Raw genomic sequence first — 21,358 nt, 5'->3', positions numbered from 1 at the left:
TCAGCGCGGTTGTTCATGGATTGCCCGCCGATTCAGCCGACAACCTCGCGGCCGAGGGGTTTCTCGCCGTTGAACCGGACGCCGAGGCCATCGCGATTGCCGACCGGGGCATGGAGCGGCTAGGCGGGCGCCAGGCCTGGGACGAGACCCGTGTCGTGACCTGGAAATTCTTTGGTGACCGGTTTCATGTCTGGAACCGCCATACCGGCGACGTGAGGATCGAGGGGACCGACCGGGAAACCGCGCAGCCCTACCTGATTCTGATGAACATTCACAGCAAAGAGGGCCGCGCCTGGCGCGCCGGCGAGGAGGTGACCGACGCCGAGGACTTGGCCGGCCTGCTCGAGCTCGGCGAGTCCGCTTGGATCAACGACAGCTACTGGATGTTCATGCCCTACAAGTTGAAAGACACCGGCGTTGCTCTCAAGTATGTCGGCGAGCGGGCTCTTCTCGACGGCCGCAATGCCGACGTGCTCGAGCTCACCTTTCGAGCGGTCGGGCGGACCCCCGAGAACAAGTACGAGGTCTATGTGGCCAAGGACTCCGGCCTCGTCGAGCAGTGGGACTTCTTTGCCAAGGCCTCGGACGAGGAGCCCCGATTTCAGGTCCCGTGGCGCAACTGGCGTCGACACGGATCGATCTTGCTGTCCGACGATCGCGGCCGCGGCCAACACACCGAGATCGCAGTCTTCGACTCGGTGCCGGACGAGGTTTTCGACAGCCCTGAAGCCGTCGACATGACCACCCTCGAGCGCGCCGCGACCGGCGAGCCTGCGGGAGAACCGGAATGAGCTCAGCCGGCCGCCTCGAGACCATCTGGATCAAGCGCGCCAAACGCGGCCCCATGGACCCGGTTCCCAGCGCTCGAGCCCACACCGGCAGAGGCCTCGAAAGCAATGCCGATCAGGGCGGCAAGCGCCAGGTGACTCTAGTGAGCGTCGAGAGCTGGGCCGACGCGGTCGCGGCCGTCGAGGGCAAGCCCGACCCGATTCTCCGCCGAGCCAATCTGCTGGTCCGCGGCGTCGATCTCGTCGAGAGCCGCGGCAAGACTCTCGGTGTCGGCGACGTCAAGATTCGCATTCACGGCGAGACCCGTCCCTGCCGCCGCATGGAAGAAAGCCATCCCGGTCTCCAAAACGCCCTCGACCCGGAGTGGCGGGCCGGCGCCTACGGCGAGGTCCTGACGGACGGCGAGATCAACCTCGGCGACGAGGTCCGCTGGGTCGATTTCTCTACCGACTAGACGCGGGAGACCAAGAGCAGGCAAAACCAGTCGGGAGGGGACACCAAGGAATGGTGTCCCCGATTAGCCCGCCTTGCGCATGCGCCGCTTCTGGCGGCGGATCCTGGCGCGAACGCGCTTGAGTGCGACCCTGTCGCCGGATCTGAGCGCTTCGTCGCGCTGGGCCTTGAGCTGCTTGAGCTTCGCCTTGGCCGGGCCCTTGTCAGGAGCGGCCTGCGCCGGCGGCGGTTTCTCGGTTTCCGGACCAGGCTCCGGCTCGGTTGCCGGCGCGGCCTCGGACGCCTCTGGCTCTGCTCCGGCCTCCTCCGGAGGCGCTTCGGCTATTGGCTCCTCCGGAGCTACCGGCCCTTCCGCTTCGGCCTCGGCTGGTTCTGCGGACGCAGCCTGGTCTTTTGAGGCTTCAGCGGTGGCTTCGGCGCTAGCTTCGACCGGGGTCTCGGTGGCGTTGGTTTCTTCCTTATCGGGCATCTCGTATCTCTCCTTCAAAAAAGAGCCTGGATCTTACACCGGACCTCTTTCAAAAGCGTCCTCTTTCGGTCAGGATAGCCACGTCACGCACTGCAATCCGAAAGGAAAAAACATGAAAAAACCCGTCCGCATAGCTGTAACCGGAGCCGCCGGCAACATCGGTTATCAACTTTGCTTCCGCATCGCGGCAGGGGACATGCTCGGCCCCGACCAGCCGGTCATCCTGCAGCTGATCGAGATTCCACCGGCCCTGGACGCCCTCAATGGCGTCGTCATGGAGCTTTCGGATGGCGCTTTCCCGCTTCTCGACGGAATCGTCGCCACGGCGGACTACGCCGAGGGCTTTGGCGACGCCGACTACGCCATCCTGGTCGGCGCCAAGCCCCGCACGGCGGGCATGGAACGCGCCGACCTTCTGGGCGAGAACGGCAAGATCTTCGGGCCTCAGGGCAAGGCGATCAATGACCACGCCGCGCGGGATATCCGGGTTCTGGTGGTCGGGAACCCGGCCAATACGAATTGCCTCATCGCCCAGTCGAACGCGCCTGACCTGGACGCGACGCAGTTCACCGCCATGACGCGTCTCGACCACAACCGCGCCCTGAGTCAGCTAGCGCAGAAGAGCGACCGGCACGTGAGTGACGTGAGTCGAATGATCATCTGGGGTAATCACTCCGCGACCCAGTATCCGGACATCTCGCATGCGCTCATCGGCGACTCGCCGGCAACCAATTCGATCGACGTCGATTGGTACCGGGACCAGTTCATTCCCAAGGTGCAGAAACGCGGCGCCGAGATCATCAAGGCGCGCGGCGCCTCTTCGGCGGCATCGGCCGCCTCCGCCGCGATCGATCACATCCACTCGTGGGCACTCGGCACTCCAGAGAACGACTGGGTGAGCATGGCCGTAGCCTCCGACGGCAGCTACGGCATCGCACCCGGAGTCATCTATTCGGTCCCGTGCCGCTGCAGCGAAGGCAAGTATCGGATCGTCCAGGACCTGGAGATCGACGACTTCAGTCGCGAGCGCATGGACGCCACCGAGAAAGAACTGAGGGAAGAGCGCGCGGCCGTCGAACACCTGCTCGCCTGAGACGTCGCCCGGGCGATCCATTGCGCGAAGAAGGCGTCATCAAATTCGACTTCCGGAACACCCGGGAGCCGCTCGCGCGCAGCAGGTACGCCGAGATCGTCTGCCCTCTGATCGCCTGGCGCGAGATCTTGGCCCTGACGGGTCTAGTCGGACAGGATAGGGCCCGCTACGAAGGCGCAGGCTACGGCAATGTCAGCGTTCGCCTGGGCCGCCCTGGCATGGCGCTGGGGCGGCGCAGCTTTCTCATTACCGGCACCCAGACTTCGGGCAAGCACTCGATCGGGCTCGACGATTTCTGCATCGTCGAGCGCTACGATTTCGATCGCAACCAGCTGGTCAGCAGGGGGCTCACGCCACCATCGTCGGAATCCATGACCCACGGAGCGGTCTACGACCTGGGACCCCACATCCGTTGCGTTCTGCACGCTCATTCGCCGGTGCTCTGGAACCGGCGCCGGGAGCTGCGACTCCCGGAGACCTCGCCCGCCGTGCCCTACGGAACCCCCGAGATGGCCCGCGAGGTCCAGCGACTTTATCGCGAAGGTATCTTCGCCGAGCGTCGAGTGCTTGCCATGGGAGGCCACGAGGATGGCATCGTCGCCTTCGGCCGCTCACCCGAGGATGCCGGGCAGGCGCTCCTCACTTGGCTCGCCCGCGCCTACGAGCAGGATTGCCGGCCCGGCGCCGAGCTTTGCAGGACCTGAGCGCTTCGGCGGCCTTGTAAGCTAACCGTCCGCGGCGGATTTCGGCACGTCACTCGGCTGGTAGATCACCTGTACCGCGTCGTCGAGATCGCCGTAGGAGAACAGAAAGGCATCTTCGCCCCGGCTGGCGATCTGCTCGTCCAGATACTCGAGGAGCTTTTCGCGGCGGGCGAAGAGTGCTTTGATCTCGAAGGAGCTGATGTACGGACGCAGCCGGTCGCGCGTCTCCTCCTCATCCAGGTCTCGAATCGCCTCGAGCAGACTGCGCGAACAGCGTCTCATCTTCGCGGGGCTGAGCAGCTGCTTCGAGCTGCCGAAAGAGCGAGTGTGGTCGATCCACCAGAACTCCCCCCGCGAGTCGTGCAGCATGTTGCCTTGATTCCTGTCCGTGTTGCCGATCAGGTTGTCAAAGACCCACATATCGGCAATGCGGCGACGCACCTTTGCCGTCAGTGAGCCGCCTCCCTTTTCCTGGCGCTGGGCTTCGTCTCTGGCTTTCTCGATCCAGAGTTGAATCGATCCCTTGGCGGCGCCCAGCCTTCGTGTCGTCGCCGGCGGCAGGTTGGTGAGACCAAGCAAGCGGCCGAGCTCGTAGGCCGCGACATTGTTGAAGTAGCTGTCGCGAAAGTGCATGATCACCACGCCCTTCGCGAGACGATGACGTCGCTTGGTCAAATCAACGTCGTGGAAGACGGCGCGAGCCCGAATCCCGTCCTTCTCCAGGACGACCCGCTTGGCTCGGGTGATCCCCTTGCCCACCGTTTTCTGCTTAACGACGCGGGCCGACTTCAGAAAGTCGAGTAAAGCCTCCTCGCTGGTGAACGGCAGCGGGCTCCCATCCTGCGCCAGCCAGCCGCGCTCCAAGCTGAGGTTCTCCGAGACTTGGGCGGCATCTTCGTCTTGACCGCCAGCCCCGCCGACGTCTTGGACGTAGGGAGCGGCGGGGTGACCGTGGTCTTCTTCGAACGGAGGTCCGCCGTTGACGTCGGCGCCTTCCGGCTGTGTCGGAGCTCCTCCGGTCAGCAAGATGCGCTCGTCCTTGTAGATCGCCGAGATCTCGTCGCCGCGGAACTCCAGGGCCGCGGCACGCCCCTCGAGCTCGGGGTATGCCATCGCGGTGTCGATCAGGAAGATCCGCTCGTCGAAGCGGGACACGATTGCTCCCGGCTGAGGCGTATGGCCGACCACCACGCGCTCGCCTCCGAAGGTCTCGAAGATCGTCGTCAGCGCAACCTCGGCGCCATCGTCGGGCCACTTGGCGTAGCCGCGAAACCAGACCGGACCGCGCGGGTCGAGAAGCAGCCAGGTTTCAGCACTGGGAAGCCGAGCTCGGACGTCTTCCAGTTGTCGCCGGCGCAGGAGCTGCCGGTCGCTCAGCTCGCCCGATCCGAGAAGATACAGCTCGTAGGCCATGGCGCAGTGGAGCTCACCCAGAGTCGAGAACGGAAGGACGATCCCCTCCCGCTCGAGCCATTCGTGGTCTCGGTCGAACTGCTCCAGCTCCTCAGCGGCCGTGGCGTTGATCGCGTCGAGTGACTTGATCTCCATCTCCAGCAGCTCGGGACTGAGCCCTCCGTGCACGAACAAGGTGTCCTGGACGTTGGCCACAACCAGCCTCTCGCGCAACCACCGGCCGTACTCACCGCGCGGCGATAGCGCTTCCTGGTACTCGATGAAGCCGAGGGGATTGCGGGCCATCCACTCATCCTTGTTCGTTAGAGCGCAGCCCCCGTATCTCTCGGCCCAATTCGAGAACCGCTTGTAGGCCTTTTTGCGGGTTCTCTCCGAACCTTCGTCGGCGAATGCCGCGGCGATCTCGGCGAAAACAGGAAGCGGTGTCGACTGGTAGTCGTAGTAGCCGATCAGATTGAAAACCTCGTGGTTACCCAGCAACGACACCACCCGCCCGCCGCTTTCTGGCGCCGATTGCTCCAAGTTCCGCATGAGATCGAGCACCGCCCGCACTTCGGACCCGCGATCGGTCAGATCGCCGGTCTGGACGAGAATCGCGTTGCCGCCGATCCAGTCACCGGTGTCATCGACGATCCCGGCGGCCCGAAGAACCTTCAGAAAGGCACCCGGGGCCCCGTGCACATCTCCAACGGCGACGATCCGCCGCGGCGGCTTCTCCGCGGCCCGAAGAACGCCGGGAGCCAGGCCAAAAACCAGCGCGAGAGAGAAGCCGATCAGGGCCCGGGTCAGCCTCCTCACAACCCGCCCATCCGAGAGTCGGTCGAATCCAAGAGACGCCGGAACAAGGCCTTGACGATCTCGATGTTGTTGGCCAGAAGATCGAAGAGATCGTCGGCGTCGATGGTCAGGACCCGTAGCGCCTCCAGTGCCACCGCGTCCTGCTCGCGCAACCGGCCGCTGAGGATCTCCTTGACGCCGAAGGACTCCGGGCTCGAGAGCGTCATTGCAGGCGAATCCGCCCCGCTGACTTCAACGGTACCGTCCACGATGCAGTACATGCATTCGGAGGGATCGTTGGCCTGGTAGATCTTCTCCCTGCTCTCGAAGCTCCGATGATTCACAATTCCGGAGATTCGCAAGATCTGTTCCGCCGTGCAGGCAGAGAACAAATCTACCTTCTGCAGAAAGACAACGGTCTCTATTCTGGTGAGCTCACTCAACTTCTTACTTCCCCTGCTCGAGATCGCGTTCGGCTCACGACCCAGTTCGCCGTTTCCGCAACAAAGCCGTTCTTGTTGTGGGTCAGGGCTTCAACTTCCCGTGTTCCGGACCCGCCGGCCCCATTATGAACCGCGAGCAGTGCCGCGACCGTGAAGAAGGACCAATCCGCGTCTTCTGGATCGTCGGGCTCGAGGCACCTGCCCAGGACTTCGGATTTCGAAGTTTCTCTTACGCCCAGCCTGAGACCGACGTCGTCCAACCGTGCCGACACACTGCGCCCGTCGAGTACCGCCATCACGTCACGTCGCATGCCGCCTTCGAGGGTGTTGTCGAGGTACTCGAGTGCATGGCCCCGGCTCCGTGACTCGCCCAGGCCCAGGCTGCGGTAGGCCGCCCATATGTGGTCGGAGGGAAACAGCAGGCTCAACAGACCGAAGATGTTGTAGAGATGAGATTCCGCCCTCGACTCGAGCAGCTCCTCCAGAAGCTCGGTGGGGCGCGGCGCCGGCGATCCTCCGGACAGGGCCGTGAGCTCCGCCATGCGTTTGAAATAGCGCCTGGTCTCGACCCGGATCTGTTCCCCGATAAGCTCGCTCGGCGGCTCACCCGTGACGCCGTCCTTGACCGCGCAAAGCGCCTCGATCATCTTGCGACGCAGAAAAGGATCTCGCTGCCGCGTCAAGTTGGACAGCAGCTCATGGGGCGCTTCACCGCAGTCGAGTTGAGCAATGGTGTTCGGCAACGCGCGGCGGACCCAGACCTGTTCGTCCGGATCGTTCAGAAAATGCACCAGCGACGGCAGCACCTCCTCGCCAAACACGACCAGCGCTTCACGGACGCTGTGCTTGAGCCGGCGGTTGCGCAGCAGGCTGATCAACGTCGGCAAGTAGATCGGAGACCAGCCGTCCCGAAGCACTCGGCGGCGAACCGAACCGATCGCCTCGCTCACGACTCGCCAATCGCTGTCGTAAAGAAGTTGGACCAGCTGCTCGCGAAACTTGGGCTCGGTTATCGCGCCCAGGCAGCGAGCACCGTGAATGCGAGCCTCCGGCTCGGCGTCGCTCAGCAAGTCAAAGAGCGATTCGGCCGCGCCGGCCGGAACCTCGTCGGTGGTCGCGCTCGCCAGGCAGGCGATCGCGGCGGCCCGGATCGCGGGGTCCGAATCGTGCAGGCGGGGCCTCATCAACTCGCCGATATCGCCATGCTGCAGATCCGCGAGCACTCGGATCGCGGTCGCGCGCACGTCCGGGTGCTCGTCGCCCAGACGGCGTTCGATCAGCGGCAGGGCATCGCTACGTCTCGCCTTGGCCAGAATCTGGAGCGTTCTCTCCCGCACCTCCGCATCGTCGTGGTACACGAGAAGCGGCGGTACCAACCGGGCGCGGCCGTGAGATGCGAGCAGGTCCAGGCTATGGAGCACCTGACGTGGATCTTGGCTGCCGAGCGATTCGACCAGGATCTCGAGCGTCGCGGCGTCGCTGAAATCGATCGGCATCACGCCGTCGGGTGGCCGCTCGCGCAGTCTGCGTCTAAAGGCCTGCACGTATTCCCGATAGAGACCCGGCAGCAAGAGAAGCCAGAGTCCCAGAATCGCCAGATTGAGCCAACCGGCTCGAACCGGAGACAACCACCCCAAAGCGACCGGCAGGAGCAGCAAGGCGGCGAGTCCTTTCGCACCACGCTGGAGGAGCACGTCGATCACGGCCTTCGCCCGCATCCGTGCCCCGTGCGGGACCGGCACGAACAGAAGCTCACGAGTGGATTGATCGAGCGAGTAGCGGATTCCGTTCTCTCCGACTTTCAATGCCAAACCGGCAAACAGCAGGGCCACCGGCCAGAACGCCGCCGCCAGGACGAGCATCGCTGTACCTGCGATGAGAGACGTCGGCAGTACCCGCAGCGCAAAACCCACGCCGAGCGAGCGGTGGATGCGAGCGGTCCAGAAGATCTGAAAGATCGCCGCTGCGACCCCCATGACACTGTAGAAATTGCCGAAGAAAGCCGCTCGGTTGGACAACCCAGAGGTCGCTTGCTCAACGACCCAGTTGAACTGCAGGTCTACTATCTGGGCGGCGATCATCGACAGAATGACCACACCCCCGACGTGTCGCAGAAGCGGAGAACGGCGGACTTCATCGATTCCGTCCGCCGCGGCGACGGTATCTTCCCGCCCACTGGAAACCGGCGCGATCTTCACCCGGTGACCGGAGGCCACCGAGCAGACCGCAGCCACGATCAAGGCCGCGGCCGCCGCGAGCAGGGTCGCGCGGACGCCGAACGAGATCGAAACCAGCCGGGCGACCTGGCCGCCGGCGATACCACCCACCAGAGCGCCCGCCCCCAGGAAGCCGAACAAACGCTTGGCCTGGCGCGGATCCAACACCACGCTAGCGACCGCCCAGACCAGACTGAGGTTGAGCCCGATCGCCACCGTAACCCACAGGTAGAAGACGAAAGGAACCCAGGCAAGGCCGAAGCCGAAGAGCCACCAGAAGACACACAGCACGAGAGCAGTGCCCAGACAGGTGAGCGCCAGTACGCGGGTCGGCGCGTATCTCCGCACCAGCGCTTCATAGAGCCGCAGGCCGGGGTACGAGACCAGCGGCACCAGCAGGTAAACCCACGGCAGCATTTCGGCGCCGAAGGTCTCCAGAAACGACGCCTGCCGAACGGTCTTGCCCGCATACTGGAAGATCAGCGAGAAGAAGAAACCGAAGAAAAGAAGACCGGCTACCCGGAACTCGCCGGGGCGCATGTCGACGCCGGTCGCCCGCAATAGCGCCACCAGCACCGATCCGCGACGCGCTCCGGCGGACTCACTGTCTTGCACTGACTTGGCTTCCACCGCTGGTCTCTTGGCTCAATCCTTCATTATAGGGTCCCACCGGACTCGAACCGGTAAGCTGGGTTTCGATGCGCAACATTGGCTTGCTCGGCAGCTCGAAGCCTGAGGCTCGGCGGCAGCGATATCATCCATGCCTCCATGCCGATTCCCGCCGAGTCGCAGAACATCACATTCCTCGCCACCGAAAGTCGCGGTGAAGTCTCCGGGCTCCTGCTCAGACCGGCCAACTCGACCAGCCTGCTGTTGCTGGGACACGGCGCGGGTGCGGGCATGGAGCATCCCTTTCTCGAAGGGCTCGCCCAGCGACTCGCCGCCCGCCGAATGGCAACGCTTCGATATCAGTTCCCGTACATGGAAGCCGGGAAACGGCGCCCCGATCACGGTCCGATCCTCCAAGCGACAGTGCGCTCGGCGGTTTCGGCTGCTCGCGGTCTGGCGGGTGACCTTCCGCTTCTCGCCGGCGGCAAATCGATGGGCGGTCGAATGACCTCGCTCGCCGCCGCTCGGGAATCCCTGCCCGGAGTTCGAGGCCTGGTCTTCGTCGGCTTTCCTCTACACCCGGGAGGAACGCCTGGGGTCGAGCGTGCCGAGCACCTCGGAGTCATCGATCTCCCCATGCTCTTCCTCCAGGGCACGCGCGATCGTCTCGCCGATCTCGACCTGCTGGAACCGGTCGTCGCCGCGCTCGGCTCGAGAGCTCGTATGCACATCGTGGAGGGCGGTGATCATTCCTTCAAGATGCTCAAGCGCGGCGGTCGGTCACAAACCGACGCGCTCGACGAGCTCGCCCTTGCCTGTGTCGATTGGGCGGGCGCAGTCCTCGAGGAGAGCGAAGCCGACGCGGTGGTCGGGCAGAATGAAGACGAATCGGTTCTGTAGCCGGTCAGTCAAAGAGAGCTATCACCAGTCCGCTCCGGACCTTGGGCTCGAACCAGGTCGACTTGGGTGGCATGAACCGATTCTGGCGGCACACGTCGATGAACTGCGGCATGGTAACGGCGGGCAGCGTGACCACGTAGCGGCTCCTGCCGGCATCAATCTCCCGCACTAGATAGGCGGCGTCCTTGTTGCTGCCGACATAGCGTAACCGCTCGTCGGCGGCGTCGGTGATGCCGAAGATCTCGTCGAAGAGCTTGCGCTGGACAATGTCGGCGTCTAGGACCTCGACCGCGTTGGCCGGGTCGTAGGTGCCGGCGCGGGGCTGGAGCCGGTACCACTGGCCCTCGGTGTAGAGGCCGACTTCGTGGGTTTCCCGAGCCTGGGGGCCGACAGTTCCGCGGAGCGCCTCGACCTCGAACGCCATTTCAAGCTCTGGACGGATCTCCTCGAAACGGCGCGGCGTTTCGACCAACCGGTTGTAGGGCGATATCCCCATCGTCTTCGCTGGAAAGAACACGCTCAGAAAGCTGCCGCGGCCTACCATGGCCGCGGCGGCGCTCCGGTGATTGCCGTCGGCAACGAAGGCACAAGGCTCTCCGGCCAGCAGCTCGCGAAACGAGTCGATTTCCTCCTTGTCGGTCACCAGCCAGACGCCGTGAGCCCAGCCTTCCTCGTCCACTACGGCAAAGTCGCTGGAGCGACTCTGGGCATGCTCCCGGAGAGCCCCGAGCAGAATGTCGTCTCGGTCCTCTACCGTGTTGTTGACGATGCCCACGTAAGCACGGGTGCGCTCGATCAGGTCGGCACGGCCTCGTGCCTTGGGTTCCCGGACACCTTCGTTGCGAATGATCACACCGTGGGGGGTCTCGTTGGTGCGAATCTCGCCCGTGCGGGCCAACCCGCCCAAACCGATCTGGCGCGGCTCGACTCCGGGTCGAGCGATCTCGTAAACCCAGAGCATCCACTCCACCACTCGGGTGTCCGGGCTCTCGATGAGCTCGGTCATGTTCGACGCCGACCGCTGGAGGGCTTCTTCCGATCCCTCCTCGAGAAAGGCGTCCTCGGACGAAGTGTCGCAGTGCGCCATGGTCACGCGCAGGATGCTCGAGGGGTTCGATTGGATGAGCTCCCGGATCTCCCGGTCACCCTGAAACTCGTCGTAGTTGGGCCCGCTGATCCGGACCGCCGCCTCGGAGCTCCGCGGCACCAGAGCGCGACCGACCGGCTCTAGGGTGATCATTCCGGCACCCCAACTGTCACGCCGTTCCGCTCCTCCAGTCTCGCCGAAAGGCCCCAGCCTCCGAAGCTGTCGGTGACGACGAGCAGGAGATCGTTCGCTCCCTCCACGAGCGGCAGAAAGACCGAAAGCTGGCCGGCGGTAAGAAGTCCCTGCCGGCGGGGGAAGTTGAAACTGTAGCTCTCGTCGTCGGCAACCAGCAGCCGGCCGTTGAGAAAGACGCTGACCTCGTCGCTGAATCCGAGATCCAGACGCTGGGTCTTTGCCCTGTCGGCCGTGATCGAAAGCCGAGCGAGAACCGCGGCCCTGCGAATGTTACCGGGCCGCTCGACATAGCGTTCCAGCTCGAGCAGGCCGTTTCTGTCGGCCGGCACCGTTTGCCACTCGGAGCTCGTCGAGACCTCGGCCGGAATCTCGAGCACGAGGCCCTCTCCGGGCGCAAAGGTCCGAGATACCTGCCAGCTCCCGACCCAACCCGGGTCCGGCGCAACCGTCTCCTGAGCCGGAAACGCGTAGTCGACCTCTCCAGGGCGCACGACGACGTTCGCGAAGTTCGCCACATAGGTATCCGCGGGCGTGCCAAACGTCATGAACGAGCGCAGAGCCAAGAAGCCCGGCTTCGGGTCTCGCGCGAGCCGGGGCACGACCAGCTGGGGCTCGTCGCTCGATCCAACGAAGATCGCCGCCTGAGAGCCCTTGACGACCAGCTTCACCGGAATCCACTCGCGGGCCGGAAGAGGAGCCGCGGCGGTCGACCCGGCAGCGTGGTAGAGCTGCCACTGACTGCGCCCCTTGTACACCGGCGTGTACTGCACGGCGTCCGGCAAGAGCGTCTTGTGCGATCGGAAGTAGATCTCTTCGTGCTCGTCGTCGTCTTCCATCCGAAAGTAGATATAGGCGAACGAACGGTGCTTGGTCACCTGCAGGTCGAACTCGATCGTGCCGTCGAGGAACTCGAGTCCTCGATAGGTCGCCTTGCCGGACTTGAGCCGAAGCGCAAGCTGGCCATCGAGCTCCTCCACCACCGTATCGTCTCCGGAGAGCTCCCAACCGGGGCTGTCGAGATTCAATCGCAACTGCTCCACGTCTGCGGCAAGCGGCGGACTCGGCGTGGCGAGCGCTCCGAACACGGTCAGTGAGCTGAGTAGTCGGCTCAGGTTCTTCATCGGTTCGTCCTCCTCGGGTAGGTAAAAAGAGTAGCAAGGCCTCTAGCGCACGGGGCTCCACTCCATGGACAGTGAAACCGAGCGACCGGCGGACAACGGCACCTTCTGATCGGCCGAGTTGAAGTACTCCTCATCCAAGAGGTTGCTCGCCGAAAGGCGAAGTCCCAGATCGGGCCGCCAGCGCCAGGCAAGTGAAGAAGACACCAGGTCCGCTTCGGGAACGGCCTTCTCTCCGCTGCCAATGTCGGTCTTGTCGAAACGCCGTTCCCACCGCGCACGCCAGCGCCAGTGCCGACGCCCGGGCTCGCCCTCGAGGCTCCAGCCGGCGTAGAGGCGATGGGCGGGAACATCGGCGAGGGTCCGGCCCACGTCGTCTTCGCCGTCCATGGCGTGGCCCCCGAAGGACAGACTCCAACGGTCCGAGGCTTGCCATGCGCCTTCGATCTCGACGCCCGTAATCTCGCCGGCGGCCAGATTCACGAAGGTGAGCCGATCCGGTGCCGCCTCTATCCGCTCGATGTAGTCGTCGATATCGCTCCGAAACAAGGATCCCGTGACGAAGAGGGTGGTACCCGTCCACCGCAATCCCAGGTCGGCGCTCACGGAGCCTTCGGGCTCGAGATCCGGATTGCCGGTCACAAAGCCACGGCCCGTCGTGCCGGTGAAGAAACGCTCCGAGATCGACGGGAACCGCAGTCCGGTGCCGAGATTGGCGGTCAGGTCGAAGCCCTCTGACAACGGCACCACCGCGCCTAGAAACGCCGTAATCGCCGAATCATCGACGCTCTCGAAGCCGGAATTGCGCTGGCTCTGAAGCGCCAATCGCCCGCCCGCGAGCAGGGTGACACCCCGGCGACCCTGACCATCCTTGCTGCCCTGGCTGCCCCGGTTACCCTGGTTCCCGATCACGGTCTCGATCGCTCCGTAGACGCCCAGCTCCTGCTCCGAGGCGTTCGACAGCGTCTGCTGCTCGACCAGGACTCGACCGCTCGGGTCTCGCACCTGCTCTCGCGACCTCACATCGTGCCGAGCAAACAGATCGACGCCCCAACGCAGGGTCCTTCGCTTCGAGAATCGCAGCTCACGCTGAAAATCAACGCCCCAGTCCAGGGCGCGGTTGTCGACCGTGCTCACGCTCTCCCCGAGAGATTCGACCCGGGTCTCGAGCTCGTTGGGATGGGCATAGGCCTCGAATCGCCAACCGCTCTCGTGACTCGCGGCGAAACGGAAGAGGGTATGCGCCTCGGAAGGATAGGTGGTGGCTCGGTCTGGAAAATCGGTGCTGGCCTTGCCGATGTCGCTCCCGGTCGACGCCAGAACCAGCGCGTCGTAGGTCATCCGATCGCCCGACCAGCGGCGCGCAAACGTGGCGGATAGCTGTTCGAATCCGGAGAGGAGCGGATCGCCACCGGGTGTCTTGCCGAACCCGGCCTGCCGCCCGGAGATGCCCCAGCTCCATCTTCCCTGGCCCGGCTCACTGTCCGGATCGGCGCCGTATCCTGCCCGCACGAAGCGCTCATCCCCCTCGGTCGAGTATCCGGTCACAACCGAGAGATCCGAGAAACGGCGGGGGAACAGCTGCACGACTCCGCCAAGCGCTCCAGAGCCCCAGTAGGTGGAGGACGGTCCGCGGACGACCTCCACCGATCCAATGAGCAGGGGATCGAGGAACGATGCCGATACCCCAGCTCGCCGCTCGCTGACGATACGCATGCCCTCGACCAGGGTCAGCACCCTCTGCCGCGAAACGCCCCGGACCGAAAAGGTCTGGAACAAACCGCCCTGGCCGTTCTGGGAGACGCCTGGAACCTCGGCTACCAACTCGGCCACCGCACTCGGCAGTCCGGCCGAAGCTTCGGGAGTCAGAACGGAAGCGGCGGTGCTCTGGGGCGAGTAGCTGCCCTGACTCCTGTTGGCCGAAACCGCGATCTCCTCCCGCACCACTCCCCTGCGAGGCGCGAGGACGATCTCCAACGGTCGATCCGGGAGCGCGTCGAACTCGAGACGATGGGTCTCGAAGCCGGGATGACCCACCTCCAGCACCACCGGTGGCTCAACCGGAAGAGCAAAGCGCCCACGCTGGTCGGTGCGAACACCCTTGGCGGCACCGTCGGCGCGTACCTCCGCGTCCTCCACCGGACCTCCGCCGAGGTCGGTGACCGTGCCGGCCACCGTCTCCGCGTATAGACCGACCGACGCCAGAAGCAAGTAGCCAGCGGCGGCCAGTATCTTCGTGCGCAGGTTGTTACGACAGGCCGTCCCGAGTGAACCTGTGCGGTACGATCTGCCTCCATGGCCGGCGGCCCGGAACCTGAGCCAAACCCACCGAACTCCATGACGAACAACTCGATCGAACTGGTGAGCCTGCGCAAGGCGTATGGTGACTTCGTCGCCGTTCGCGACCTGTCCCTGCGAATCCCCGGGGGCGCGGTCTTCGGCCTCCTGGGACCCAACGGCGCCGGTAAGACGACGACCATCCGAATGATGATGGACATCATGGCGCCGGATACCGGTGAGGTGCGCTTTTTCGGGCGCCCGCGCTCGCGCGCGGACCTCAAGCGGGTCGGTTACCTGCCCGAAGAGCGGGGCCTCTACCGCAAGATGTCGGTGTTCGATCACCTCGTGTTTCTGGGTGAGCTTCACGGCGTGGGCAAGAGACAGAGCGGACCGAAGATCGAAGACTGGCTCGCCCGGGTGGGGCTCGCCGGCCAGATCAGGCAGAAGGTGGAAGAGCTTTCCAAGGGCATGCAGCAAAAGGTCCAACTCGTCGGCACGCTTCTGCACGACCCCGAGATCGTCATCCTCGACGAGCCGTTCTCGGGCCTGGACCCTATCAACCAGGGGCTGTTCAAGGATGTCCTCGCCGAGTACCGGGAGCGCGGGAAGACCGTTCTGTTCTCCACCCACGTCATGGAGCAGGCCGAGAAGCTGTGTGATGCGCTGGCTCTCATCTCCGGCGGGCGAGTCATCCTCTCAGGGGGTATGGCCGAGATCAAGAGCCGCTACGGCGGTCTCGCCTATCGCCTGGTCGCCTCCGGAGATCTCGCCCGGCTATCCGCGATCCAGGGCATCGAAAGTCACCTGGTGCTCGACGGCTACGTCCGCCTGCTGCTCAGCGAGGAGGCCCGACCCGCCGAGATCCTGCGAGCGCTGGTCGAAAACCTGGAAGTGAGGGAGTTTCGCTCCGAGGAGCCTTCGCTCGAGGAGATCTTCATCGCCACCGTCGGTGACGACAAAGCTAGAGGTCCCGACGAGGCGGAGTCCGGCCAGGAATGAGCGGCACGGCGATCATCGCCAAGCGCGAATACGCGGCGCGGATCCGGAGCAAGGGCTTCTGGATCTCAACCATCGCACTGCCGGTGCTCATGGCGGCCTGGGCCATCCTGCCGTCGCTCATCCTGTCGAAGACCAAAGCCGATCATCGACTCGCCGTGGTCGATCTCACCGGAACCCTGGCATCGAGACTTTCCGATGAGCTGGCCGGAATCGCCGAGCGCACCGGAGACCGGGTCTTCTTCGACCTCGAGCTGGTCGAAGCCTCGACACCTCACGAGGAGCTTCGGGACGACCTGGACCGGCGAGCGCTCGCTCAGGAGATCGACGCCTGGCTCTGGATCGAAGCCGACGCACTCGAGGACGGCCTGGTCGAGTATCACGCCGAGAGCCTCTCGAACTTCATCACTCAGAGCGCGCTCGAGCGCGCTCTTTCACGCGTGGCCCGCCGCGAACGGTTCGCCCGAGCGGGCTTCGACGCAACGGCCATCGAAGAGCTGAGCGGCTCGATCGACCTCGAGACCGTCAAAGTGGCGGCCGATGGAAGCCGGGAAGGTGGCGGCTTCGCGGGATTCGCACTTGCGGTCGGTCTGTTCATCATCCTCTATACGACCACTCTCATCTATGGCCAGCAGGTGATGCTCGGAGTGTTGGACGAGAAGAGCTCCCGGGTGGTCGAAGTCCTGGTGTCCTCGGTCAAACCGATCGAGCTCCTCGGGGGCAAGCTCATCGGCATCGGCTTGATCGGCTTGACCCAACTCTCGATCTGGCTGCTGACCGCGATCTTGCTGACCGCACCGGGTCTGCTGGTCGCGGGCTCTTTGCTGCCGGAGGGGGTGAACCTGCCCACCATTACCGTAGCCATCGGCGTCAACTTCATCCTGCTGTTCTTGCTCGGCTATTTCCTTTACTCGTCGTTCTACGCCATGGTCGGCTCGGCCTTCAACAACCCGCAGGAAGCCCAGCAGCTGGCGAGCCTCGCCGTCGTGTTTATCGTGTTGCCCTGGATCTTCTTCATGCCGATCCTGAACGATCCGGACTCGACTCTAGCGGTGGTGACCTCATTGATCCCGCCGTTTACGCCGTCGTTGATGATGCTTCGAATCGCCACTAAGATGCCACCGCTGTGGCAGATTCTGCTCGGCTACGCGCTGACCGTGGCCGCCTGTTTCGGCATGATGTGGCTCTCGGCTCGCGTCTACCGGGTCGGCATTCTCATGTACGGCAAGAAGCCCACCTTTCGCGAGCTCTGGCGCTGGATCCGCTACGCGTAATCGGGGTCGGGAGGGGACACGAAGGAATCGTGTCCCCGATGTACAATCACGCGACTTCACAAGAAGGAGGCCTCAGTGCAATTTGTCAGCTTTCTCGGCCTTGCCGTGCTCTTGGGGATCGCATGGGCCATCTCCGAGCATCGGAGCAAGGTCAAACTGCGCACCGTAGCCTGGGGCCTGGGTCTCCAGTTTCTGTTCGCGGTCATCATCCTGCGCGACGACTACTGGAGTTTCGTGGGCATGGCGGTGCTGGGCACCGTGATCGGCGTCTATCTGTTGAGCCGCAAGGCCGAAGGCGGCCATTGGGGCCAGGTTGCCGGCTCGTTGGTGCTCGTGGCCACGATCGCGGCCATACTGGCTCGTTTCGTGCCGGCCGCCATGGGTTGGCTGCTGCTGGCGACAGTCGCCTTCCTGCTCGTCAATGCGCGCTGGAGCTTGGTTCCGAAGGCACAGACTCTGGCATCCACCTTTTTCGTAGCCGCCGGTGTCGGCTACCTGGTATCGCGGGGCCTGAACGGGGAGACGATCTTCTCGTCCTTGAGCGGCTCGGTCGCGGGTTTTCTGAACCTGTCGGACTATGGCGCCCGCTTTCTGTTCGGCAACCTGGCCGATCCCGCCTACTACGGCGTCGATGGAGGTTGGAAGGGCTTCGGCTTCCTGTTCGGCTTCAAGGTCCTGCCGACGATCATCTTCTTCGGTGGCTTCATGGCGGTGCTCTATTACCTGGGCATCGTGCAAAAGGTTGTCGAGGCGATGGCGCACTTCATGCGCTGGACCCTGGGAACCAGCGGCGCCGAAACCCTGTCCTGCTCGGCCAACATCTTTGTCGGCCAGACCGAAGCACCGCTTTTGATCCGTCCCTTCCTAGAGGCAATGACCAAGTCCGAGCTACTGACCATCATGGTCGGCGGATTCGCCACGATTGCCGGCGGTGTGCTCGCCGGCTATATCGCTTTTGGGGTGCCGGCCGGTCACTTGATCGCCGCTAGCGTCATGTCTGCCCCGGCTGCCCTGGTCGTCGGCAAGATCATCTATCCTGAAACCGAACACTCGCAGACGGCAGGCGACGTCAGTATGCCGGAGATCGACAGCGGCAGCAATCTCATTGAGGCCGCTTCGAGCGGAATCAGCGACGGTCTCAAGCTGGCGGTCAACGTCGGCGCCATGCTTCTCGGTTTCATCGCGTTGATCGCGGTCGTCGACGTGGTTCTCAACTGGATGGACTCACTCATCGACGGCCGGCTTCTGCACGGGGCGCTCGTCACTTACTCGAGCGGCGGCCTGTCGCCGGTGACCCAGGAGTTTGCGGGCTACTTCCCCGGCTCGCTGCAGACGCTCTTCGGCACGCTGCTCCGTCCGCTCGCCTGGGTCATGGGTGTGCCGTGGGCCGACGCCGATCAGGTCGGCAACCTGCTGGGCATCAAGCTCTCGCTCAACGAGTTCGTCGCCTATGGCCAACTCGGCAACTACATCACCGAGGAGGCCATCTCCGAGCGCGCCAAGATCATCTCGACCTACGCGCTCTGCGGCTTCGCCAATTTCTCCTCGATCGGTATCCAGATCGGTGGCATCTCAGCCATCGCGCCCAGCCGCCGGTCGGACCTGGCGCGAGTCGGTCTCAAAGCGATGATCGGCGGCGCGATCGCCTCCTGGATCACCGCCACCCTGGCCGGGATCCTGATCCCCTGAGGAAAAAGGGGACACAATACGTAATTCGAGCAACCCTTCCGAGTGGGGCACTTATCCGAGAACTCGAATTACGTATTGTGTCCCCTTCTTCCTCCCTTTCTGCGCCGAAAGAGCCGAGCGCGCGGAGAGTCCGCGGGCGCCGCGCTGTCGGCTCTTCGCTTCACCTTGGTTCGCCCTCGTCTGAGCACCCGACTCAAGTGGCGGAAAAGCGCCGTGCCGACTCCGCTGTCTTCCGACACGGAGAGAGCTCGCCAGCGACCCGGTGACGGCACCACAAGCCGGGCGGCGTAGCGGGCGCGAGCCCACCAGCTCGAGTGCACCCTGGCGCCGGCTAGAAAGGCGCGATCGTCCCTTAGATCCAGCAAGCCCGCCTCGATTCCACTGAAGATCTCAGGCTCGACCTTCCGGCCTCGAGCCCCTGGATCGATCTCGAAGAGCTCGCTCGTAATCGCCACGGCCTCAGAGTACTCGGGCTCGAGGTCCGAAAGACGAAGCAGTCGGCGGACTTCCGGCTGCCTCGGGGCGGCGTCTGCACACGCCAGCGCGAAGTCCAGCCAATGCCGAAGATCCGCCCGGTAATCGTGGTTGAGCAAATGAGCCAACTGAAGCACGACCTCGGCCGGCAGAGACGGCGCCAGAAAAGAAACTCCGTCCACCTCCAGGACCTCTGCCCCGTTGATCACCTGCTCCAGGAACTTACGGCGCTCGGCTACTGCCTCGTAGAGATCAAAATGAAGCTCCAAGCCCGCTCCGAGCTCGGGATGCTGAAAGGCGAGATGATAGGTCGCGTTTTCACCTACGGCTCGAAACCCCAGGTCCAAGGCGATCTCGGCAAGCACGGCAAGATCGACCTGGCGGCAGAGCAGATCCAGATCCACCATCACCCGAAGACCGGGGTCTCGCAGGCGGCGTGCGATCGAAACCGGCCCCTTGAGGACGATGACGTTCGCTCCGTTCTCCTCGGCGGCCGCGAGCAGCGCGGCCAGAGTCTCGAACAGCGCGTGATTGAAGATCTGATTGCGATAGTACTGGCCTTCCCAGATATCTCGGGTTTCGCGCGGCACCGACACCTCGCCCCGTTCGACGAGGTCGAACAGCAGCGGCTCGAGATTGTGGCGACCGGCGGCGCGCTGAATGGCCGGCCAGTCCGCGGGCTCGGAGAGCGCGAGGGGGGCGTGCCCGAGCCGCTGTCCCACGGCCGCGCCGTTCAGGCCGGTGATGTCCTGCGGCCCTCCGTTCTGTAGCGGTCGACCCCCGTGTCGACCGTCTTGGTCGCCAGAGCCCGTATCGGTTGGCCCGAACCACGTGGCCACCGCTGTCCTCAGCCATAGAACCGCATCGGCTTCGAGCGTCATGTCGACGATACCCCGCGGTCGGTCGAAACCGGGGAAGCCTCGCTTCTCACGAGTAAAGCGCTTCGATCTCGCGCTCGTACTTCGACTGAACCACGCGCCGCTTGAGCTTCATGGTCGGCGTCAGCTCCCCACCCTCGATCGTGAATTGCTCGGGCAGCAGCCGGATGCGTTTGATCTGCTGCACCCGAGACAGCGTGGCGTTGACGGATCTGTCCACCTGCTCTTCGATCCAGCGCGTGAAGAGCGCGCACTGGGCCGCCGCGGCAATGTCGCGAGCCGGACTTCCCGCGGCCCTGGCTGCCGGGGGCAGCCGCTCGGGATCCAAAGTCACCAGCGCGGTCAGGTAGTTGCGGCTGTCACCAATGACCGCCGCGGCCGCCACGCCGGGAATCGACTTGAACTGAGCCTCGATCGGGGCAGGCGCGATGTTCTTACCACCCGAGGTAATGATGAGCTCCTTCTTGCGGTCGGTGACTTTGACGAAACCGTCTTCGTCGATGTCACCGATGTCACCCGAGTGAATCCAGCCGTCCTCATCAAGCGTCGCCCGGGTGGCCTCATCGTCCTTGTAATAGCCAAGAAACACATGCGGCCCGCGCATCAGGATCTCGCCGTCGTCGGCGATCTTGACCTCGACTCCCGGAAATGCGAATCCCGCGCGGCCGGTGCGCAGCTTGTCGGGTCTCGAGAGGGTCCCCGGTCCGGTCACCTCGCTCATGCCGTAGACCTCGAGGATCGGGATCCCGAGCGAAAGAAAGAACTCGAGCGTGTCGAGCGTGATCGGCGCCGCCGAGCAAGCGCAGATCCGGGCTCGATCGAAGCCCAGTTTCTCGCGCACCTTGGAAAAGACGAGCTTCTCCGCCAGTCCATAGAATGCCGGCAGCTTGTCGCCGCGCTGCGCGGCGTAGCCGCCTTCGAGGCCTTTCCTTCGAGCCCAGGCCGCGATCCTCTTCTTCAGGCCCTTCGAATCGGCGCCGGCCGCCATGATCGCCGCCTGGAACTTCTCCCAGACCCGCGGCACGGCGAAGAAGACATGGGGGCGAACCTCACGCAGATTCTCGGGAAGCTTCTCCAGGCTCTCGGCGAACCAGGTGCAGGCCCCTACCTGCATCGGCCCGTGCAAAGAGATCATCTGCTCGGCGATGTGGCTGAGCGGCAAATAGCTGATGAACTGATCTTCAGCTTTCAAGAAGAGCGCCTCGACCACCGCCTGGGCGGTCCAGATCATGTTGTGGTGAGACAGCATCACCGCTTTGGGCGGCCCGGTCGTTCCCGAGGTGTAGATCAATGTGGCGAGATCGTCGGGTTGCTGAGCGGCGATACGAACCTCGAGCCGCGCCTCGGGCACGGACTCTCCCAAGGCCAGGAGCTGGTCCCAGCTCAGCACTCCCTCGATATCGGCCTCGCCTTCCATCAATACGATGCCGCGGAGCCCGGGCAGGCGATCGCGGATCGCCAAGAACTTCTCGAGCTGCTGGGCGTTTTCGACCACGGCCAC

16 protein-coding genes and 1 pseudogene are annotated in these 21,358 nt (G+C 64.1%); 8 read left to right on the top strand and 9 right to left on the bottom strand.

The window, feature by feature from the left end:
* Positions 1–20 precede the first annotated feature (20 nt).
* Entirely contained in the window at positions 21–791 is a 771-nt protein-coding gene (locus GY769_02530) for a hypothetical protein (protein ID MCP4200796.1), read from the top strand.
* Positions 788–1,243: an MOSC domain-containing protein gene (locus tag GY769_02525; GenBank protein MCP4200795.1), complete on the top strand. Its 456-nt coding sequence runs from the start codon at positions 788–790 to the stop codon at positions 1,241–1,243. Before GY769_02530 ends, GY769_02525 begins: the two co-directional genes overlap by 4 nt.
* Before the next feature lie 63 nt (positions 1,244–1,306).
* Here the strand turns inward: GY769_02525 and GY769_02520 are convergent, their stop codons facing one another.
* Positions 1,307–1,711 (bottom strand): hypothetical protein, encoded by a 405-nt coding sequence (locus GY769_02520; GenBank protein ID MCP4200794.1) that lies wholly within the window; start codon positions 1,709–1,711, stop codon positions 1,307–1,309.
* A gap of 112 nt (positions 1,712–1,823) precedes the next feature.
* Here GY769_02520 and GY769_02515 point away from each other — a divergent pair, with 112 nt between their 5' ends.
* Positions 1,824–2,804: a malate dehydrogenase gene (locus tag GY769_02515; GenBank protein MCP4200793.1), complete on the top strand. Its 981-nt coding sequence runs from the start codon at positions 1,824–1,826 to the stop codon at positions 2,802–2,804.
* A gap of 20 nt (positions 2,805–2,824) precedes the next feature.
* Positions 2,825–3,508: a class II aldolase/adducin family protein gene (locus GY769_02510; protein ID MCP4200792.1), complete on the top strand. Its 684-nt coding sequence runs from the start codon at positions 2,825–2,827 to the stop codon at positions 3,506–3,508.
* 21 nt (positions 3,509–3,529) lie between these two features.
* Here the strand turns inward: GY769_02510 and GY769_02505 are convergent, their stop codons facing one another.
* The 3 genes from GY769_02505 to GY769_02495 are packed head-to-tail and all read right to left on the bottom strand — an operon-like array spanning position 3,530 to position 8,987.
* Entirely contained in the window at positions 3,530–5,719 is a 2,190-nt protein-coding gene (locus GY769_02505) for a hypothetical protein (protein ID MCP4200791.1), read from the bottom strand.
* Positions 5,716–6,141 (bottom strand): cyclic nucleotide-binding domain-containing protein, encoded by a 426-nt coding sequence (locus tag GY769_02500; GenBank protein MCP4200790.1) that lies wholly within the window; start codon positions 6,139–6,141, stop codon positions 5,716–5,718. The genes GY769_02505 and GY769_02500 overlap by 4 nt, the downstream gene beginning before the upstream one ends.
* A complete protein-coding gene (locus GY769_02495; GenBank protein ID MCP4200789.1) occupies positions 6,138–8,987 on the bottom strand; it encodes a hypothetical protein in 2,850 nt (949 codons plus the stop codon). Before GY769_02495 ends, GY769_02500 begins: the two co-directional genes overlap by 4 nt.
* Before the next feature lie 138 nt (positions 8,988–9,125).
* Here GY769_02495 and GY769_02490 point away from each other — a divergent pair.
* Positions 9,126–9,773 (top strand): annotated as a pseudogene (locus tag GY769_02490) (alpha/beta hydrolase).
* 97 nt (positions 9,774–9,870) lie between these two features.
* Here the strand turns inward: GY769_02490 and GY769_02485 are convergent.
* The 3 genes from GY769_02485 to GY769_02475 are packed head-to-tail and all read right to left on the bottom strand — an operon-like array spanning position 9,871 to position 14,441.
* Positions 9,871–11,106, bottom strand: a complete 1,236-nt coding sequence (locus GY769_02485) for a DUF1015 domain-containing protein (GenBank protein MCP4200788.1) — start codon at positions 11,104–11,106, stop codon at positions 9,871–9,873.
* On the bottom strand, positions 11,103–12,269 hold the full coding sequence (locus tag GY769_02480; GenBank protein ID MCP4200787.1) for a hypothetical protein: 1,167 nt from the start codon (positions 12,267–12,269) through the stop codon (positions 11,103–11,105). The genes GY769_02485 and GY769_02480 overlap by 4 nt, the downstream gene beginning before the upstream one ends.
* A 42-nt stretch (positions 12,270–12,311) precedes the next feature.
* Positions 12,312–14,441: a TonB-dependent receptor gene (locus GY769_02475; GenBank protein ID MCP4200786.1), complete on the bottom strand. Its 2,130-nt coding sequence runs from the start codon at positions 14,439–14,441 to the stop codon at positions 12,312–12,314.
* Positions 14,442–14,603: 162 nt separating this feature from the next.
* On the opposite strand from GY769_02475, the gene GY769_02470 reads away from it, so the two are divergent.
* The 3 genes from GY769_02470 (at position 14,604) to GY769_02460 (ending at position 18,505) form a co-directional block, all read left to right on the top strand.
* Entirely contained in the window at positions 14,604–15,545 is a 942-nt protein-coding gene (locus GY769_02470) for an ATP-binding cassette domain-containing protein (protein MCP4200785.1), read from the top strand.
* Entirely contained in the window at positions 15,542–16,816 is a 1,275-nt protein-coding gene (locus tag GY769_02465; GenBank protein MCP4200784.1) for an ABC transporter permease, read from the top strand. Before GY769_02470 ends, GY769_02465 begins: the two co-directional genes overlap by 4 nt.
* A 75-nt stretch (positions 16,817–16,891) precedes the next feature.
* Positions 16,892–18,505, top strand: coding sequence for a NupC/NupG family nucleoside CNT transporter (locus tag GY769_02460; GenBank protein ID MCP4200783.1), 1,614 nt, complete (start codon positions 16,892–16,894; stop codon positions 18,503–18,505).
* Between the two features lie 68 nt (positions 18,506–18,573).
* On the opposite strand, the gene GY769_02455 is transcribed toward GY769_02460, so the two are convergent.
* Entirely contained in the window at positions 18,574–19,860 is a 1,287-nt protein-coding gene (locus GY769_02455; protein MCP4200782.1) for a nucleotidyltransferase family protein, read from the bottom strand.
* Between the two features lie 46 nt (positions 19,861–19,906).
* On the bottom strand, positions 19,907–21,358 hold a 1,452-nt coding region (locus GY769_02450), incomplete at its 5' end, for an AMP-binding protein (GenBank protein MCP4200781.1).

It is taken from the genome of bacterium (assembly GCA_024224155.1).
GTDB lineage: Bacteria > Acidobacteriota > Thermoanaerobaculia > Multivoradales > JAHEKO01 > CALZIK01.
The sequence above is the reverse complement of the archived record's forward strand: the minus strand, read 5'-3'. Positions and strand labels throughout refer to the sequence as shown.

What these genes read in the sequence shown, in the direction of transcription:
- GY769_02480 (MCP4200787.1), bottom strand. Translation starts at nt 12,269, where the DNA reads ATGAAGAACCTGAGCCGACTACTCAGCTCACTGACCGTGTTCGGAGCG.
- GY769_02485 (MCP4200788.1), bottom strand. Translation starts at nt 11,106, where the DNA reads ATGATCACCCTAGAGCCGGTCGGTCGCGCTCTGGTGCCGCGGAGCTCC.
- GY769_02465 (MCP4200784.1), top strand. Translation starts at nt 15,542, where the DNA reads ATGAGCGGCACGGCGATCATCGCCAAGCGCGAATACGCGGCGCGGATC.
- GY769_02520 (MCP4200794.1), bottom strand. Translation starts at nt 1,711, where the DNA reads ATGCCCGATAAGGAAGAAACCAACGCCACCGAGACCCCGGTCGAAGCT.
- GY769_02515 (MCP4200793.1), top strand. Translation starts at nt 1,824, where the DNA reads ATGAAAAAACCCGTCCGCATAGCTGTAACCGGAGCCGCCGGCAACATC.
- GY769_02470 (MCP4200785.1), top strand. Translation starts at nt 14,604, where the DNA reads ATGACGAACAACTCGATCGAACTGGTGAGCCTGCGCAAGGCGTATGGT.
- GY769_02455 (MCP4200782.1), bottom strand. Translation starts at nt 19,860, where the DNA reads ATGACGCTCGAAGCCGATGCGGTTCTATGGCTGAGGACAGCGGTGGCC.
- GY769_02525 (MCP4200795.1), top strand. Translation starts at nt 788, where the DNA reads ATGAGCTCAGCCGGCCGCCTCGAGACCATCTGGATCAAGCGCGCCAAA.